Origin of the sequence: Pseudoflavitalea sp. G-6-1-2, from assembly GCF_012927185.1 — a bacterium.
Lineage (GTDB): Bacteria > Bacteroidota > Bacteroidia > Chitinophagales > Chitinophagaceae > Pseudobacter.
Genome location: NZ_JABBGB010000001.1, coordinates 433,294 through 451,323, shown reverse-complemented (window position 1 = coordinate 451,323; position 18,030 = coordinate 433,294). Strand labels below are relative to the sequence as shown.

15 protein-coding genes are annotated in these 18,030 nt (G+C 47.3%); 9 read left to right on the top strand and 6 right to left on the bottom strand.

Annotated elements, in window-relative coordinates; all coding sequences use genetic code 11:
- The first annotated feature begins 252 nt into the window (after positions 1 to 252).
- The 9 genes from kdpA (at position 253) to HHL16_RS01755 (ending at position 11,677) form a co-directional block, all read left to right on the top strand.
- A complete protein-coding gene (gene kdpA / locus HHL16_RS01795; RefSeq protein WP_169423428.1) occupies positions 253 to 1,971 on the top strand; it encodes a potassium-transporting ATPase subunit KdpA in 1,719 nt (572 codons plus the stop codon).
- 30 nt (positions 1,972 to 2,001) lie between these two features.
- Positions 2,002 to 4,053 carry a potassium-transporting ATPase subunit KdpB gene (gene kdpB, locus HHL16_RS01790; protein WP_169423427.1) on the top strand — a complete coding sequence of 684 codons (2,052 nt, stop codon included), beginning with the start codon at positions 2,002 to 2,004 and terminating at the stop codon, positions 4,051 to 4,053.
- Positions 4,054 to 4,071: 18 nt separating this feature from the next.
- Positions 4,072 to 4,635, top strand: coding sequence for a K(+)-transporting ATPase subunit C (locus HHL16_RS01785; protein WP_169423426.1), 564 nt, complete (start codon positions 4,072 to 4,074; stop codon positions 4,633 to 4,635).
- 24 nt (positions 4,636 to 4,659) lie between these two features.
- Entirely contained in the window at positions 4,660 to 5,745 is a 1,086-nt protein-coding gene (locus HHL16_RS01780; protein ID WP_169423425.1) for a porin, read from the top strand.
- Between the two features lie 34 nt (positions 5,746 to 5,779).
- The gene (locus HHL16_RS01775) at positions 5,780 to 6,910 is read left to right on the top strand and encodes a sensor protein KdpD (protein WP_169423424.1); all 1,131 of its coding nucleotides are present in this window, start codon (positions 5,780 to 5,782) and stop codon (positions 6,908 to 6,910) included.
- A 1-nt stretch (position 6,911) separates the two neighbouring features.
- Positions 6,912 to 8,606, top strand: coding sequence for an ATP-binding protein (locus HHL16_RS01770; protein ID WP_169423423.1), 1,695 nt, complete (start codon positions 6,912 to 6,914; stop codon positions 8,604 to 8,606).
- Positions 8,607 to 8,754: 148 nt separating this feature from the next.
- A complete protein-coding gene (locus HHL16_RS01765; RefSeq protein ID WP_169423422.1) occupies positions 8,755 to 9,228 on the top strand; it encodes a DUF6265 family protein in 474 nt (157 codons plus the stop codon).
- A gap of 117 nt (positions 9,229 to 9,345) precedes the next feature.
- Positions 9,346 to 10,455, top strand: coding sequence for a family 20 glycosylhydrolase (locus HHL16_RS01760; protein WP_169423421.1), 1,110 nt, complete (start codon positions 9,346 to 9,348; stop codon positions 10,453 to 10,455).
- 25 nt (positions 10,456 to 10,480) lie between these two features.
- Complete coding sequence (locus HHL16_RS01755; protein ID WP_169423420.1) at positions 10,481 to 11,677, top strand: DUF5009 domain-containing protein; 1,197 nt, start codon at positions 10,481 to 10,483, stop codon at positions 11,675 to 11,677.
- Position 11,678: 1 nt separating this feature from the next.
- Here HHL16_RS01755 and HHL16_RS01750 read toward each other — a convergent pair whose 3' ends face one another.
- The 6 genes from HHL16_RS01750 to HHL16_RS25270 all read right to left on the bottom strand — a co-directional run bounded on the left by HHL16_RS01750 (position 11,679) and on the right by HHL16_RS25270 (position 18,012).
- Positions 11,679 to 13,241, bottom strand: a complete 1,563-nt coding sequence (locus HHL16_RS01750; protein WP_169423419.1) for a PepSY domain-containing protein — start codon at positions 13,239 to 13,241, stop codon at positions 11,679 to 11,681.
- A gap of 1 nt (position 13,242) precedes the next feature.
- Positions 13,243 to 15,564, bottom strand: a complete 2,322-nt coding sequence (locus HHL16_RS01745; protein ID WP_169423418.1) for a TonB-dependent receptor — start codon at positions 15,562 to 15,564, stop codon at positions 13,243 to 13,245.
- 117 nt (positions 15,565 to 15,681) lie between these two features.
- Positions 15,682 to 16,056 (bottom strand): hypothetical protein, encoded by a 375-nt coding sequence (locus tag HHL16_RS01740; RefSeq protein WP_169423417.1) that lies wholly within the window; start codon positions 16,054 to 16,056, stop codon positions 15,682 to 15,684.
- A 108-nt stretch (positions 16,057 to 16,164) separates the two neighbouring features.
- Positions 16,165 to 16,497, bottom strand: a complete 333-nt coding sequence (locus tag HHL16_RS01735; protein WP_169423416.1) for a plastocyanin/azurin family copper-binding protein — start codon at positions 16,495 to 16,497, stop codon at positions 16,165 to 16,167.
- Positions 16,494 to 16,994: an anthrone oxygenase family protein gene (locus HHL16_RS01730; RefSeq protein ID WP_169423415.1), complete on the bottom strand. Its 501-nt coding sequence runs from the start codon at positions 16,992 to 16,994 to the stop codon at positions 16,494 to 16,496. Before HHL16_RS01730 ends, HHL16_RS01735 begins: the two co-directional genes overlap by 4 nt.
- A gap of 88 nt (positions 16,995 to 17,082) precedes the next feature.
- Positions 17,083 to 18,012: a helix-turn-helix transcriptional regulator gene (locus HHL16_RS25270; protein ID WP_169423414.1), complete on the bottom strand. Its 930-nt coding sequence runs from the start codon at positions 18,010 to 18,012 to the stop codon at positions 17,083 to 17,085.
- Positions 18,013 to 18,030: the final 18 nt, after the last annotated feature.

The window sequence follows — 18,030 nt, the reverse complement described above, 5'->3', positions numbered from 1 at the left end:
TCTGGTATTAGGGGTGCTGCTCCGGTCTCTGATGTAAACCCAACAAATTATGTTAACAATTCTGCTGATCGCAGCCTTTCTGTTATGCTTCTGGCTGTTCTTCAAATCGATCGATTTTTTTGAAAAAGTGTAACAACAAAAACTGAACTCAACATGATGACAGCCTTGCTCGTCGTATCCGCAGTTGTATTCATCTACCTCGTATACGTACTAATGAAACCCGAAAAATTTTAATCCTAAACGCATCGGAACATGAACACAGAATTATTCGGAGTGATAGTTACTTTTCTGATTACCATATTGCTGGCATTCCCACTGGGGAAATACATCGCCCGCATATTCAAAGGAGAGCGCACTATCACCGATTTTATGAATCCGCTAGAAAGAATCATCTACCGCTTTTGCGGAATCGATCCTTCACGGAAAATGAACTGGAAAGAATTTCTGAAAGCGATGCTCACCATCAACATGATCTGGCTGGTGTATGCATTTTTTCTGCTGCTCTTTCAGGGACATCTGCCGATGAATCCTGATGGCAATCCGGATCAATCGCCGGATCTCGCTTTCAACACCGCCATCAGTTTTCTGGTGAACTGCAATCTGCAACACTACTCCGGCGAATCAGGGGCTACTTACCTCACACAGACATTTGTGCTGATGTTTCTGCAGTTTGTAAGTGCAGCAACAGGTATTGCCGCACTGATCGGTGTGTTCAACGGATTGAAAGAAAAGACCACCACCAACCTCGGCAACTTCTGGAGCATCTTCACAAAGACCATTACAAGAATATTGCTGCCGCTCTGTTTTATCATGGCATTGATTCTTGCATTCAACGGAACACCTGCCAGCTATGATGCGAAGGACAGCATCGTTACTATGCAGGGAGATTCAGTGCAGGTATCACGCGGACCAGCAGCGGGTTTCATTGCTATCAAACATCTCGGAACGAATGGTGGAGGATACTTCGGCGCCAATTCAACACACCCGCTGGAGAATCCCAACTACCTCACCAATATGACTGAAGTGATTGCGCAGGTTGTAATTCCTGTTGCACTCATCTTCGCGCTGGGTTTCTATATCAACCGCAAACGTTTTGCGTATGTGATCTTCGGTGTAATGACCGTTGGCCTCTTGCTGCTGCTCATTCCTACGATGAACTGGGAAATGAATGGCAACCCTGAAATTGCAAAGATGGGCATTGCCCAGGCAACCGGGGCAATGGAAGGAAAAGAAGTGAGGTTCGGTCCGGCTGCATCTGCGTACTGGAGCATTGTCACTACTATCATTTCAACCGGCTCCATCAACTCCATGCACGACAGTTCCATGCCGCTCTCCGGCATGATGCAGCTGCTCGCTATGATGATCAACGCGTTTTATGGAGGATGTGGCGTGGGTATTCTCAACTACCTCATCTATATCATCATCGCTGTTTTCATATCAGGATTGATGGTTGGACGAACCCCGGAATTCATGGGCCATAAAGTGGAAGCACGCGAAGTAAAGATCGCAGCATTCGTAACACTTCTTTCAGCATTCCTTGTAAAAGCAGGAACTGCGGTTGCTGCATATCTCTTTGCCACACATGCCGGAGCCGAGTGGGCGGTGAAACCGGAGAGCTGGCTCAACAACCCCGGCTATCACGGATTCTCTGAAATGCTGTACGAGTTCACTTCTTCCAACGCCAATAACGGCAGTGGTTTTGAGGGATTGGGAGACAACAATATTTTCTGGAATGTCTCAACGGGTATAGTGCTGCTGCTGGCAAGGTTCATTCCAATTATCGGCCCGGTTGCGATTGTCGGATTGCTGGCCAACAAGAAATTCATTCCTGCATCTGGTGGTACGCTGAGAACAGACTCCGTTACATTCGGCGCTGTTACATTCACGGTGATCATCATCATCAATGCACTGAGTTTCTTCCCTGCACTGGCACTCGGACCATTGGCAGAATATTTCAGCATGCATTCCTAAAGCTATCTCCGAAAGATCAAATAAGTAACAATGAAACGCATCGATCAAAATAAATTATTCCCCCGCGAACTGGTAGGCACTGCATTGAAGCAGGCCTTCGTGAAACTCAATCCTGTGCTGATGTTCCGTAATCCGGTGATGTTCACGGTCGAGATCGGAACAGCCATCATGATTGCAGTATGCTGCTGGATTGCTGCCGGCGAAGCTGGCCAGGGAAGCCTTGCATACAATATCACAGTAACCCTTATACTGCTGCTCACACTGCTCTTTGCCAACTTCGCAGAAGCCATCGCGGAAGCCAGAGGCAAGGCGCAGGCCGACAGTCTTCGTAAAACACGCGAAGACACGATGGCCAAAAAGATCGAAGTAGTGGGAGAGATCCATCTGAACGAAATCAAAATGATCCGTTCTTCCCAACTGCGCAAAGGCGATCTTTTTGTGTGCGAAGCAGGCGATACCATTCCAATGGATGGTGAAATAATCGAGGGCATTGCAACTGTTGATGAGAGTGCTATCACGGGTGAATCTGCTCCCGTGATCCGCGAATCGGGTGGCGATAAATCGTCTGTAACCGGTGGAACAAAAGTGCTCTCAGACAGGATCGTAGTGAAAGTAACTACCGAGCCGGGAGAAAGTTTCCTCGATAAAATGATCGCACTCGTAGAAGGAGCATCACGTCAGAAAACGCCAAACGAAATTGCGTTGACCATTCTGCTGGCCAGCTTCACACTGATCTTCGTGATTGTGTGCGTAACGCTGAAACCTTTTGCAGATTACGCGAATACCACCATCACTATCGCAGCATTTATTTCGCTCTTCGTTTGTCTGATACCAACTACCATCGGCGGATTATTATCTGCCATCGGCATCGCAGGTATGGACCGTGCGCTTCGCGCGAATGTGATCACCAAGAGTGGTAAAGCAGTAGAAACAGCGGGTGACCTCGATACCCTGCTGCTCGATAAAACAGGTACCATCACCATCGGAAACCGCAAGGCTACTAACTTCTGGCCTGCTGATGGAGTGGAAGCAAACGCTTTCATTGAATCATGTGTGTGGAGTTCCATTGCCGATGAAACACCCGAAGGGAAATCGATCATCGAACTGGCACAGACAAAAGGTGTGAAAGTTCCTCAGTCGAACAATGATATCAGATTCATTCCTTTCACTGCCGAAACACGCACCAGTGGTATCGATAAAGCAGATGGAACGAAGATCCGCAAAGGTGCATTCGATGCCATCAAAAAGATCACGCATGTGAATGGAACGCCGGTTCCTGCTGCCATCGAAAACAAAGTGAAGGAAATTGCAATGAATGGCGGTACTCCGCTCGTAGTAAGTCTGAATGGATCTATCACCGGTACCATCGAATTGCAGGACATCATCAAACCCGGCATCCAGGAAAGGTTTGAGCGCCTTCGCAAAATGGGAGTGAAAACTGTAATGGTCACCGGCGATAACCCGCTCACTGCAAAATACATCGCACACAAAGCGGGCGTGGATGATTTCATTGCCGAGGCACGTCCCGAAGACAAAATGAATTACATCAAACAGGAGCAACAGAGCGGCAAGCTCGTTGCAATGATGGGCGATGGAACCAACGACGCACCTGCACTCGCGCAAGCCGATGTTGGTGTTGCCATGAACAGCGGAACACAGGCTGCAAAAGAAGCAGGCAATATGGTGGATCTGGATAACGATCCTACCAAACTCATCGAGATCGTTGAGATCGGAAAGCAGTTGCTGATGACCCGTGGCACGCTCACTACTTTCTCCATCGCTAATGATGTTGCGAAATACTTCGCCATTGTTCCGGCATTGTTCATCACATCCATACCCGCTTTACAATCCCTGAATATCATGCACCTGGCCAGTCCTCAGAGTGCGATACTGTCTGCCGTGATCTTCAATGCCATCATTATTCCGATGCTGATTCCATTGGCGCTGCGTGGAGTGAAATACAAACCCATTGGCGCAAATGCACTGCTGCGCAGGAACCTGCTGATCTATGGCCTTGGTGGAATCATAGTGCCTTTCATCGGCATCAAACTGATCGATCTGGTACTGGCCTTCTTTATGTAAACGAATAAAATAAGTACAATGAAAAAATATTTGCTCCCCGGATTAAAAATGACATTGGTGATGATCGTATTGCTGGCTGTTGTTTACCCCGCAGCTATTGCGATGATTGCCAAAATGAGCAAGGGTGGTGGCAAGGGCGAAACAATCTCTGTGAATGGAAAAGTTGTCGGATATGCAAACATCGGACAGCAGTTCTCCGACGATAAATACTTTCAGGGACGACCTTCTGCAGTCGGCTACAACCCGGCAGGGTCGGGCGGTTCAAACAAAGGAGCAACCAATGCTGATTACCTGAAAACTGTGCAGGATCGTATCGATACTTTCCTCGTGCACAATCCCGGTATCGCAAAAGCATCGATACCTGCTGAACTGGTAACTGCATCTGGCAGCGGCCTCGATCCGCATCTTTCTCCTGTTGCTGCAAAAATTCAGGTGAAACGCATTGCAGCTATCCGTAACCTTGATGAAGCAACCTTGAATGCACTTGTAGATCAGCACACTAAGAAACCATTGCTCGGAATGTTGGGAACTTCTACCGTAAATGTGTTACAATTAAACATTGCATTAGACAAATTAAAATAGAGAAACAAAACCCCAGGTACATCAATGAAAAAGTTTATGTTGGCTGGCGCCTTTGCATGCAGCATTGGCATGCAGGCCATTGCCCAGGAAGAACCAAAGAAGAATAATTTCAGCATCAGCGGATATGCAGAAGCGTATTACCTTTACGACGCTAACCGTCCGTTGAACAATACGCGTCCGGGTTTTGTGTACAGTCACAATCGCGCGAATGAAGTGAATGTGAACCTTGCATTCCTCAAAGGAACTTACAGTGGTGATCGTGTTCGTGCGAATATTGCTATCGGAGCAGGAACTTACCTGAATGCAAACATGGCTGCTGAGCCGGGTGTGCTGAAAAATATTTATGAAGCAAATGCAGGAGTGAAACTTTCTAAGAACGCCAATCTCTGGTTAGATGCAGGTATCATGCCTTCACACATTGGTTTTGAAAGTGCCGTCGGAAAAGATAACTGGACACTCACAAGAAGCATCGTTGCAGACAACTCGCCTTACTACGAAGCAGGGACCAAACTCGGTTACACCAGCAAAAACGAAAAATGGTACCTCGCTGCCATGTATCTCAACGGATGGCAACGCATTCAGCGCATCGATGGCAATTCCACACCTGCTTTCGGTTTGCAGGTAACGTACAAGCCTAACTCTACCATCACGCTCAACTACAGCAATTTTGCGGGTAACGATAAACCAGACACTGTTCGTCTGATGCGCTACTACCACAATGTGTACGGCATATTTCAAGTCACGGAAAAATTCGGCATCACAGCAGGGTTTGATTATGGCATGGAACAGAAAGAAAAAGGAAAAAGCAAACTGAACAACTGGTATGCCGGTACGGTGATTGTGAAATACAGTCCGGATAAAACCAACAGCGTATCTGTTCGCGGAGAATATTTCGAAGATAAGAATGGTGTGATCATCGCGACAAATTCTCCTGAAGGATTCAAGACTATCGGATGGAGCGTAAACTACGATCGTCAGCTCTTCTCCAATTGTGTATGGAGGCTCGAACTGCGCAGTTTCCACGGAAAGGAAGAATACTTCGTAAAAAGAAACAACAGTACAACTAAAGCCAGTCCTATCGTTGCAACAGCCATTGCATTGAGTTTCTAAACAAGTAGATTTGATAACAGTACAATCCAGTCATATGCCTGAAGAATCTTCCACTGATGGTCCTCAGCACTTTTTAGATCTGATCAAACAAAGCCGAAGAGGCAAGTTCAAGATCTATATTGGCATGAGCGCCGGAGTGGGCAAAACCTACCGGATGCTTCAGGAAGCGCATACCCTGCTCCGCAATGGAGTGGATGTAAAGATCGGCTACATCGAAACCCACAACAGAAAAGAAACCCACAACCTGCTCGAAGGCTTACCCGTAATACCCCGAAGCCGGCTGTTCTACAAGGGCAAGGAACTGGATGAGATGGATGTTCAGGCCATTCTGAATCTCCGCCCCGAAGTGGTGATCGTAGACGAACTGGCGCATACCAATATCGAAGGAAGCAAAAATGAAAAGCGATGGCAGGATGTACTGGAAATTCTCAATGCCGGCATCAACGTGGTGAGCGCCGTAAATATTCAGCATATCGAAAGCCTTAACGAAGCTGTAAAAGAGATCACGGGCGTGGAAGTATTGGAGCGCGTACCGGACAGTGTTTTGCAGATGGCCGACGAAGTAGTGAATATCGATCTTACCGCCGATGAACTGATCACCCGCTTACGCGAAGGAAAGATCTATACAAAGGATAAGATCGAGACTGCGCTCACCAATTTTTTTCAATCGGATAAGATACTCCAGCTGCGCGAACTGGCGCTGAAAGAAGTGGCATCACAGGTAGAAGGAAAGATCGAACGCGAATTGCCAGGCATGCTGAATGCGCGATCGGAGCGGTTCATGGCCTGCATCAGCAGCAACCACAGCATCGCAAAAATGGTGATCCGTAAAACAGCCAGGCTCGCCGCTTACTACAATTCGCGCTGGTATGTGCTGTATGTGCAAACGCCCAAAGAATCGGGAGACCGCATCGGACTCGCAGCGCAACGTCACCTGATCAACAATTTCAAACTCGCTACCGAACTGGGCGGAGAGGTGATCAAAGTAGAGCATACCAATATCGCCAAAGGGATCATCGAAACTGCCGAGCAGAAAAAGATCACCACCATCTGCATCGGCAAACCCCATTTGCGGATCTGGAATGTGATTCTGAGTACAGCCGTTTTCAACCAACTGCTCACTAAACTGGCCGCTGCTGACATTGATGTTGTAATTTTATCATAAGATGCGACTTAAAACAAAACTTACCCTGGGCATAGGTTTCCTTTTTCTGGTGATAGTGATATTCGGCGCATTCGGCCTCATATCCATTCACCGGCTGAAAGAGGACTCAGACAAAGTGCTGAGAAATAACTATGAGACCCTGGTGTACAACAACAATATGCTGAAGGCGCTGGAGCAGCTTCGTACAGATTCGCTGGCAATGCGTTTATTCGAGAACAACCTGGAGCAGCAGGAAAAGAATGTTACAGAGCCCGGAGAAAAAGAAGGTACGCTTCAGCTCAGGCAATCTTTCGAGAAACTGCGTCTCAACAAAAATGACGATCTGGCGAAAGCCGGCATCCGGCAAAGCATTCAGCTGATCAATGATCTCAATCAGGAAGCCATTCTCCGAAAGAACCAGCTCGCGCGCGAAAGAACCGGAAGCGCCGCCACCTGGATGACCATTATCTTCACCATCCTTGCCTTGCTTGCATTTACGCTGGTAGTGAATTTTCCCGGTGTGATCAGCAATCCAATCCGTCAACTCGCTGCTGGGATCAGCGCAATTGCCAATAAGAATTATTCAAGAAGAATTCATTTGTCGCAGAAAGATGAGTTCGGAGATCTCGCGAATGCCTTCAACGTAATGGCAGAAAAATTAGATGAGTACGAGCATAGCAATCTCGCGCGCATCAAATTTGAGAAGAGCCGTATCGAAGCCGTGATCAACAATATGCGCGATGCCATTATCGGCTTCGACGAAAAGAAACAGATTCTGTTTATGAATTCCGTGGCAGAATCGTTGATCGGAATCAGAGAACGTGATGTAGTAGGAAAATATGGGCCTGATATCGCCATCCGCAACGATCTCATGCGCACACTGCTTCAGGATGAAGTTCGCCCCGAACTCGAAATATTTGCCGACGGCAAAAAAAGTTACTTCGTAAATGAACGCATCGAAGTGCGGAATGAAGATGCGCGTATCGGCGAAGTGATCGTACTCCGGAATATCACACCCTTCCATGAACTGGATGAGGCTAAAACAAATTTCATCGCCACAGTTTCTCATGAATTGAAAACGCCGATATCGAGTATCAAAATGAGTGCAAGACTACTCGATGATCCGCGGGTAGGCAATATGAACAAAGAGCAGCAGGAATTGCTGCACAGTATCAAAGATGATGCAGACCGTCTGCTGAAGATAACCAGTGAACTGCTGAACATGAGTCAGGTAGAGACTGGCAATATTCAGCTGAAGCTGCAATCGTCGCCTCCTGATGAAATAGTTACGCAGGCCGTTCAGGCCGTATTGTTTCAGGCACAACAAAAACAATTGCATCTTAAAACGAGCATACAATCATCGTTGCCGCATGTGATGGCTGATATTGAAAAAACATCCTGGGTGATGATCAACTTTCTCACCAATGCGATTCGCTATGCGCCTGAGTCTTCTTCGATCGAAGTAGAAGCTGTTCTCAAAAATGATAAAGTTTCGTTCTCTGTGCGCGATCACGGAATCGGCATCGACGAAAAATACCTCACAAAGATCTTCGATCGCTATTACAAAGTGCCCGGCAATTATGAGAAGAGTGGCACCGGACTTGGCCTTGCCATCTCACGTGAGTTCATCGAAGCGCAGGGCGGAAATATCTGGGTGGAAAGCAGGATAGGAGAAGGAAGCAGATTCGGCTTCGATTTCCCTGTTGTTGCTGGCTGAGTTTACTTCGGGAGTACCCAGTTGCGAAGCAATTCGCATCTTGCGCTAGCCGGTTAGTCTCAAAGCAATCCCGATCTATCGTTTATCTAAGTAGCATGGAAGCGTTCATCAACTCTTCGTATATTTAAGCAACTCAAAAACACATAGCATGAAAGCTTCCATTCTCGTTGCTGCATTCCTCTTTTCTGTTGCATATTCCATGGCGCAGGAAATTCCGCAAGCCACGCCTGAGAATTTCAAAAAACTCGAATGGCTTCCAGGGGTATGGAACAGAACCAATCCAAAGCCCGGCACTACAGGACAGGAAGTGTGGGAGAAAAAATCTGCTCAGGAACTGTCGGGTTGGTTCGTAACACTAAATGGAAAGGATACCACCTTCTCCGAAAAATTCACCATCATAGAAAAAGACAACAAACTATACTATGTTGCAACTGTAATCAGAGGCGATAATGTACCAGTGTCTTTTCTTATCACATCATTAACTGATGTTGACTTCGTTTGTGAAAACCCTCAGCACGATTTTCCGAAGAAGATAGAATATCATCTAAAAGGAAACCAGCTCCACGCCGCTATTTCAGGAGATGGAAGGTCGATCCCCTTTCTGTTTGAGCGAAAAAAATAGCTGCTGCGTTCATCAGATTTTAATCGTCATAACATATTACAGAAGTCTCAGATCCTGTACATAGAAAGTATATGGTCTGAGATTTTTTTATTAAATTCAAATTTTATGTCGATTCGTATGAGAAAATTTACACTTATCCCCCTGCTTATCTTACTAACGATCGTATGCAATCTTGCTGCATCTGCACAACAACACCTCGATACTTTGCTCCCCGTTCGCGGATTCTGCATTGTAGCTCCCAAGAAATCAGGTGTTGACGCATTCGCCAACTTCATTACAAAAGAACTTGCTCCGCGCGGCGTTAATACGCTGATCCTTCGCGTTGATTACAATTACGAATTTCAGTCGCATCCCGAATTGCGCGACACGATTGCCCTTTCAAAAGCCGATGTAAAAAAACTGGTAGCTGCCTGCAGGCAGGGCAAGATCCGCGTGATACCACAGATCAATCTGCTGGGGCATCAATCCTGGGCCGGAAGAATCGATAACCTGCTGCGCGTGTATCCTCAGTTCGATGAAACGCCGCATGTGAAAATGCCTGAAAAATATGTATGGCCAAATGCAGATGGGCTCTACTGCAAAAGCTATTGTCCGCTGCATCCCGATCTTCATAAAATTGTTTTTGATCTCGTAGACGAAGTGTGTGATGTGTTTGAAGCCGATGCATTCCATGCAGGCATGGATGAAGTATTTTATCTCGGCGATGATAGCTGCAAACGTTGCAGCGGCAGAGACAAAGCCGAACTCTATGCCGGAGAAGTTAGAAAGATCAGTGATCACCTCAGACAGAATAAAAGAGAGCTCTGGATCTGGGGCGACAGACTGATCGATGGAAAAACCACCGGCATCGGCATGTGGGAAGGAAGCTTCAACAATACGCATCGCGCCATCGACCTCATTCCCAAAGATGTATTCATCTGCGACTGGCATTATGAGCGCCCTGATAAAACGCCTGTACTCTTCGCCGCCAAAGGATTGCGTGTAGCAACCTGTCCGTGGCGAACACCGGCCAATGCAGTTGCGCAACTGAATGATATGATCAGTTTCAGAAAAGGATCTACCCCTGAAATGAAACAATACTTTCAGGGAATGATACAAACTGTATGGTCAGGTGCTGAACAATTCATGGACGAATTCTACGGAAAAGTGAAGAATGAAGCGGCGGGAACCAAAACGCAACCAGCTTGCTTCCGCGCGCTGTTCGATGCCATTCAGGCGGTGAAATAGTCAACCAACAAACCCAGCATATAAAATGTCTAACACTCCGTCCAATTCATTGAGAGTATCGTCGATCGATATTCTCCGCGCACTCACCATGGTGCTGATGATCTTTGTAAACGATCTCTGGAGTCTCAAAGATATTCCGGGATGGCTCGAACATACAAGTGCCAATGAAGATGGGATGGGGCTCGCAGACGTTGTATTTCCGGCCTTCTTATTTATTGTAGGGATGTCTGCTCCGCTTGCTGTAGCTGCGAGGCGAAACAAAGGAGATGATAACGGCAAAATATTCCTTCACATACTGGAGCGGGGTGCGGCCTTGCTGATAATGGGACTCTTTCTGGTGAATGGCGAATACCTCAATGCAAAAACTACCGGCATCGACAGAAGTTTATGGAATGTGCTGAGCTGTCTCAGTTTCATTGCTCTCTGGAATGCATGGCCAAAAGATACCAACCCCTGGTTGAAACGAATTCTGAAAACCACTGCTGTAGGCATTTTGCTGGTACTGGCCTTCATCTGCCGCAGCGGATCTGTTGAAGAACCGCAAAGATTTGCTACGTATTGGTGGGGTATACTCGGATTGATCGGATGGGCCTACATGGTAAGCGCCATCATTGTGATGCTTGCAGGAAATAAGAAATGGTGGATCGGAGTGGCATGGGCAGTGTTCCTCCTCATCTGCATTGCTTCGCATGCAGGAAAGCTGAATAATGAAATTGTACAGACCATCATTGGTCCGCTCGGAGTTGGTGGGCATGTGGCCCTGGTGCTGGGTGGAGCAATCACTACCACTATTTTCTTTCACTACCATAAACAGCAACAAACGGGGAAGATGGTGGGCGTGTTGCTTGCCATTGCAGCAGCATTGCTGGCCGGAGGCTTCTTACTGCGTCCTTACTGGGGCATTTCCAAAATACTGGTAACTCCAAGTTGGGTGCTGATTTGCAGCGGCATCACCATCGCAGTATTTGTACTGGTGAATTTTATTGCAGATCAGAAAGGAAAGGCCAGCTGGTTCGATTTCATCAAACCAGCCGGTACCAATACTTTGCTTTGTTATCTCATTCCTTATTTCGTGTATGCTATTGTGAAGTCAATCGGTGTTTCATTGCCGGATGTGTTGCTCACAGGAGGCATTGGCCTTGTAAAATCATTGGCTTTTGCGCTGCTGATCGTAGGCATTGGCGGACTGCTCGGCAAAGCCGGAGTGAAACTGAAACTCTGATCTATCTGCGCATCCAGCGATAAAATAATATCAAACCTATCAGCACCATGAGGATCTGCAAACCAGCGGCGATCATGGTGCTGATATCTCTTGCAGACTTTCCTGCCCAGTCCATAAAATGATGTTTATGCAGGAGAGCGAAGCTGTATCCTTCCATCAGATCACTATCTGAAAAACGCGCAGCACAGCGTTCTGTGCTGGTTTCTACGTAATACCGCTCATTGTCGTTTTGGGCATAACTCACTTTCCAAACGGGCAGTCGTTTGTTCACGAATCCATATTCTCCGGCGAATTTTGTGATGGGTTCAATCTTGAGTACATCGCGTTGCGAATGCCCGCTCATCTGTGCTGCGAGAAATAACGCATGCTTGATCTCTCCATTCTCCAGCGGTGTGTAAGATGCATGATGAAGATATACAGGCGATTGCTTTTGTGCGGTTCCTGTGATCACACGCCAGTAGAATTCTTGGTCGATCTGAGCAATGGAAAAATTATAGATTTCGGCTTGCTTCAGTGCCTGCTTCATTTTGGAGATATCGGGCTGCATATCGCCTGATGCGATGGAGTAGCTGGTGTTATCTGCAATCTGTGTTTCCGGAAATAATTTCTCCCATGCATGCAATCCTCCGCTGAATGTGAACATGAGCGTGAAGAGGCAGGCTGTCAACGAAACGATACGATGGGTTCTTCGAGACTTTGCTACAGAGCTGGTTCCCCTTTTGGTTTTGGTGATGAAGAAAATGTACAGCCCCATGCAGGTGGTGAGAAATCCCAGTGCAGTGAGCAGTACCATCAGCACGTATTTGAAACTGCCTGCGGCATTCATCCAATCCCATGTGTGAAAAATTCCGAAGAAGAGATCGAAAGTTGCGCGTTTGTTGTCCATCACAAATGCAAAGCGATCCTGTGTTGTTTCAACGTACACTCTGATGCCATCTGCACGATCGAACTGTACTTTGTAAACAGGCAGCAGCCGGTTGATGTATTTGTATTCTTTGTCGAAGTTTCGGATCAGTTGAACACTTTCAACCAGACTACCGGTTGTGTCGGCCAGCACGCTGTTGGTGGCTGCATCGCAGCAATCGTGGGATGCTGCTGCTGGTGGTGGAATGCTGGATGCTGCAATTACCTGCATGGGTTGTGATGCGTCGGCAGCTATTTGTTTTTTTGCAGCAACATCTTTCGGCTGACCTTGCAGAAATTGTTTGGCGATGTATTGGGCATACAGCTGATCGCCATTTCGCAATTGCTTTCCGGTTTTGGCGCTGAGATAAACCGGCGGTTCTGCCTTCTGCAATTGTACCTGATAGAACCAGTTGGTGTCGATATGCACCAGGCGTACATTGTGTATGGCGCTGATCTTGTTCAGCTGCAAAGCCTGATGCAGCGGGTATTCCAGCGAGTTGCTGTCAACCGAAGCCGGCGTCAGCACTTGTGTGGCAACCTTCGGTTTAATGGTGGTCATCAGCGGATGCATAAATCCACTCACTGCCCAGAGCAGTACCGGAATTGCAATGATCAGGCTGCTGATGCGGTGCCACTTGTAAATATTCTTTCTGATCATATTACTTCTTTTTCCGCGTGAGGGTATAGGCAATGCCGATATTGATGTTCTGAGGATCGCCCACCGTATAGGCATATCCGAAAGAAGATTTGTTGCTGTACACTGAATAGTAATTGTCGAAGATGTTGATCACATTGCACCAGATCTCAGCTCCTTTCCATTCGTAACCGGCACGAAGATTCACCAGATTGAAACCGTGATCGCGAACGGTATTCTGAGGGTCCATCCAATATCCATCGTTGTGCTGCCACTCTGCTCCGATGCGGAACCCCGGCAACCAGTTGGGTTTGTATTGCAGCTCTGCATTTCCGACGAATGCCGGCGCACCGTTCATGGTTTTGCCGTCGTAGATGAGATCTTTGCGTTCGGCATATTCAACGAACTGATGTTTGGAGCTCGCTCCACTGAATCGGAACATCCATTCGCGGGTTGGTCGGAAACTGATGCCGTATTCAATTCCCTGATGTTTGGTTTTTCCTGCATTTACATTGCCGGAGCTGCCGTCGTCGAAACGAACACTGATGATCTCGTTGGTGCCACGGAGATGATAGATGCTCCAGTCTGCATAGATCTTATCGTGCCAGAGACTGATCCAGCCGCCGGCCTCATAGTTGAAGAAAGTCTGTGGCTTGAGGTCTGGTACCTTCACTCCGGTGAAGAGTTCCGTTACCTGTGGTGCAATAAACCCTTCGCTGTAGTTGGCATAGAAACCAATTCCTTTGAATGGTTGCCAGGTAATGCCGGCTTTCGGTGTGAATCTTTTGTATGTTTCAGTGGTGTTCGGCGATCCGCTGAATGCTTCAGCAGGCAAATGATTTCTGAATGCAAGTCTGAATACATCGAAACGGAGCCCGCCGATCAGACGAAGGTTTTCAGTTATCCTGTATTCGAGCTGCGTGAAAGCCGCACCATTATTGATTCCTGTGAAGTAGTTGCTGAGGAGGCTGTCTTTTCTTTCGGTGAAAGAAAGATATCTTCTGCTGATGCTGTCCTGATTGATGCGGATGTAGTAGGCATCATAAGTAGATGGACTCAGGTCTGCACTGATGCCGCTGGTAGTATTCAGTTTGCCTCCGAAGAATTGTTGCTGATGTGTAGCAACAAATGCATAACTGTTAAATGAATTGTCGTTGATCTCTCCATGCGCGAGTGATTTATCGCCTTTCCATTTGCCACTTATTCTTTTGTAATCATCCTTGATGCGATAGGAGGGATTCTGTGCTACGGTATTGTCTCTGTAGATCAGTGCAATGCTGGAGCTGCTGCCGTTTTTCCATTGATGATTCAGTTGTGTTTTGAACCGGAGTGCATTCACTTTGCGCCAGGTGAAGGTTTGGGGAGTGCTGTAGTCTTTGTTCCAGAAAGTTGCACTGTCTAGACCCCCGCGCATATCGCTGTAATAATCCAGCGCTGTGATGCTGGTGATGAGTTTGGTGTTCTCAGAAATTCTGTAGTCTGCACGAAGGGTGCCTGTCCATTTATGGAAATCACTTCTTTCCAGCACCCCATTTTTGTTTTGTGCGAAGTAGCCGTTGAAACTGAGGTTCAGTTTGCCGAAACTCGCGCCTGTGCTAAGTTCTGCGCGTCGATAGCCGGTGTTGTTGCCCTGTAATGAAATCCTGGCCGATGGTGTAGCGGGCGCTGATCTGGTGATGAAGTTGATGGCTCCTCCGATGGCTTCTGCTCCGTACATGCTGGAGCTGGGCCCCCGGATGATCTCGATATTCTTCACTGCCGTCATATTGATCTCCAGCAGGGCATTGTGATTGAATATGCCGGTGGTACGGATGGGAATACCGTCTTCGAGATAGAGATACAACCCTTTGGTGCCCATCGGCTGCCGGATGCTCATCATGTGCAGCTCATTGCCGAGGTTCACCATAAACACGCCTGGTGTTTTGTTCACCAGCTGATCTATGGTGGTGGCCTTGGTTTCGCTGATGGTGGCAGCGCTGATGGTACTGATGGCAATGGGTGCAGCAATGCGTTGCTGCATCTGACGATTGGCTGTTACAATCACCTGCTGCATATTGGCGGCCTGCGGCTCAAGCAGTATCAGCGTTTGCGCCGGCCATTGCTGAAATGATTTTGCTGCATAACCTATGCCACTCACTTTGAATGCGGCGATGGCGGAACTGAGCTGTATCTCTCCTTTATCATTCGCTACAAAACTTTGGCCTTCTGTTGTGGTGAGCGTTGCGCCTGGAATGGCCTCTCCTGTAATTTTATCTGCAATTTTTATCTGTACTGTTTCCTGTGCGCATACAGGGGCTGCTGCTGTTGCGAACAATGCTGTAAGCAACAGGCATAACATTATTTTCATCGATCAGTGAATTGTGCGCATGCACATTATCGGCGTCTGCAATGCAGTACCATACATGCATGCACAGGTTGAAGTTGGAAATCAACAAATAACTTGAACTGAAAATGAGTATGAAACTTATGCGCCGGGAGGATGAAAGAAGTCGGATGCAAAATCAACGGGTTTGCCGTTGTTGAAGGTATAAGCGGGAGTGCTTGTCTGTACAGGGTTTGAAGCGATCGTCAGCTGGTAATAAGATCTCGAAGAAACTACTTCCTGTTTGGAGGCCAGCTTCGATTCCGGGTTGCGCTGCTCTTTCTTTTCTGCCTGCTGCAGCTTTTTAGCCAGTAAGCAGTGACCGTTACAGTTCAGCATCGGCCTGTACCGGTTTTCGCAGAGGTTCTTCGCAATGTAGTCCTGATTGGCGTAGAACTCCATCACAATGATGGCCTTGTGAAAGGTTTGCACCGTAATGGCAAATAGAATTAATATGGCGAATAGTTTTCTGAACATGATCCATCGCGCCGGATGCCTGCAAAAGTAGGTGTTAATGCGGGACTTATACAAGCGCAGCCGGGAATTTTTTTTACCAACTCCCGGTCTGCACTGGGTTTGAGGCGCTTAATCCTTTACTTCCACCACTCCCTTCATTCCCATAATGCGATGAGGCTGGCAGTAATATTTGTAAACTCCCTTCTTTTCAAATACAAGGGCGTAAAGCTGTCCATTTTCGAGCATGGTGCTTTTGAAGGTTCCGTCATTGGCTACTACATTGTGCTCACCATTGCTTTCGTTGATCCATATAACGGTGTCGCCTATACTCACCTGAATGCTAGATGGATCGAAACGCATGCCACGCATTTTTACAATTTTGGTTACTGGCTTGTGTTGTTCGGGTATGATGGCTGAAATGAAAAATACGGTAAGGAGGGAGAGGATAATAATTCTGGTCATGGGTTATTTTTTACGGTGTTGATACATACATAGATGCAAAGCGCCAGTGAAACGATATTGGCAATTGTGCGGATGTTATGGAATTTGTTCCATGCTGGTTCGAATGCCGCACGGTATCCGCTCAGTGCTGTTGATGTGGCATTGGTAAGATCTGTTTTGGCGAGTACATCATTCAGCGGCACATTCCCACCGGCTGTTACGCCAAATACTGCAATGATGTAAACGAGCGCTGCTGCAAGCATCCAGATCCATGGACCGCCTTGCTTGTATTGAAGCCAGGTGGCGCCAGGCAGCAAGATCACCGGTGCCATGAAGCAGAGCAGAAATACAGGGTTCAGGATGGCTACATTGATCTGCTGAAATGCCTGCAGGTAACCGGCATCGGGCAGGCGGGTGAGTCCGGGTATCACGGCTACGGAAAAACTGAAGAATAATCCGGCCAGTAATCCGGTGGCAATTGTGCCGGCTGCTAAAATGAGGTTTGAAATATTTTGCATGTCCATTGTTTGATTTGTTTATGACACAAAACTATACACCAGCGTGGTGGTGGCATTGAACAAATCCGACAATCGGAACGGTTGCTTGCTACATCATGGTAAGTAGAGATACATTCTCCGGGGTCTCCTTCCTGTAAAACTCAACTGGCGAAATGCCAGTGAATTGTTTGAAGGATCGTATGAAGTGCGATTGATCTGAATAGCCGTGCGTGAACGCAATATCGGAGAGCTTGGTGAAGTGCCCGCTCTTCAATTGCTGCAATGCAGCCTGAAAGCGGCATACGCGCGAAAACATCTTAGCGGAGATGCCAACGTATTGTTCAAACCTGCGTTCGAAGGTTCTTTCTGTGATGTACATCGATTTCTGCAATTGCTTCAAAGGCAGATCGCCATTGGATTGCATGAGCTGGATCACTGCGTTTTGGATAACGGTATCCTGTGAAACCTTTTTCTTATAGATGATATTGCTGAGATGTGCGCCAATGAGATTGTATTGCTCCTGCAGATCGAATGTTTCTTCTAGTTGTGCAACGAGCTGTTTTCCTTCGGGGCCGGAAAGCAGCAGCAGATCGATGCAATCATCGGTGATCTCGCTGGCATTGAATCCGAAAAGGAGTTTCATCACATGCGGATAGAACATCACGCCACACATACGGAAAGCCCCGCCGGTTTGCAATCTTCCTAATTTCGTTGTTTGACCATAGAGAAATAAGGAGCTCAGCTGCTTGGTATCATCACCCCAGAGTAGTCCTTTTTCTGTCTGATGAAAAACCAGTCCGGGACAGCCATCGGCAATAGCACCGAGTGTGTGAGCTGCCGGTCCGGATGCAGACCAGAACGCCTGCACGTATTGTTGCAGGTGTGGCGGCGGCGCAGCCGTGTGAAAACTTACCGGTGATTTTGTGGGCTTCATCAGATTTTCTGCACTAAGGTTTTGTGAAGATACATTCATTTTTGAATGCAGCAATTGTGCCACGATGGTGCCATAACTGAATGTTTCAGGATTCTGAAGAAACACACCGGTACAGGTGGAAAA

Bases quoted from the DNA above. Each gene is read 5' to 3' on its own strand.
- kdpA (WP_169423428.1), top strand. From the start codon at position 253: ATGAACACAGAATTATTCGGAGTGATAGTTACTTTTCTGATTACCATA.
- kdpB (WP_169423427.1), top strand. From the start codon at position 2,002: ATGAAACGCATCGATCAAAATAAATTATTCCCCCGCGAACTGGTAGGC.
- HHL16_RS01785 (WP_169423426.1), top strand. From the start codon at position 4,072: ATGAAAAAATATTTGCTCCCCGGATTAAAAATGACATTGGTGATGATC.
- HHL16_RS01780 (WP_169423425.1), top strand. From the start codon at position 4,660: ATGAAAAAGTTTATGTTGGCTGGCGCCTTTGCATGCAGCATTGGCATG.
- HHL16_RS01775 (WP_169423424.1), top strand. From the start codon at position 5,780: ATGCCTGAAGAATCTTCCACTGATGGTCCTCAGCACTTTTTAGATCTG.
- HHL16_RS01770 (WP_169423423.1), top strand. From the start codon at position 6,912: ATGCGACTTAAAACAAAACTTACCCTGGGCATAGGTTTCCTTTTTCTG.
- HHL16_RS01765 (WP_169423422.1), top strand. From the start codon at position 8,755: ATGAAAGCTTCCATTCTCGTTGCTGCATTCCTCTTTTCTGTTGCATAT.
- HHL16_RS01760 (WP_169423421.1), top strand. From the start codon at position 9,346: ATGAGAAAATTTACACTTATCCCCCTGCTTATCTTACTAACGATCGTA.
- HHL16_RS01755 (WP_169423420.1), top strand. From the start codon at position 10,481: ATGTCTAACACTCCGTCCAATTCATTGAGAGTATCGTCGATCGATATT.
- HHL16_RS01750 (WP_169423419.1), bottom strand. From the start codon at position 13,241: ATGATCAGAAAGAATATTTACAAGTGGCACCGCATCAGCAGCCTGATC.
- HHL16_RS01745 (WP_169423418.1), bottom strand. From the start codon at position 15,564: ATGAAAATAATGTTATGCCTGTTGCTTACAGCATTGTTCGCAACAGCA.
- HHL16_RS01740 (WP_169423417.1), bottom strand. From the start codon at position 16,056: ATGTTCAGAAAACTATTCGCCATATTAATTCTATTTGCCATTACGGTG.
- HHL16_RS01735 (WP_169423416.1), bottom strand. From the start codon at position 16,497: ATGACCAGAATTATTATCCTCTCCCTCCTTACCGTATTTTTCATTTCA.
- HHL16_RS01730 (WP_169423415.1), bottom strand. From the start codon at position 16,994: ATGCAAAATATTTCAAACCTCATTTTAGCAGCCGGCACAATTGCCACC.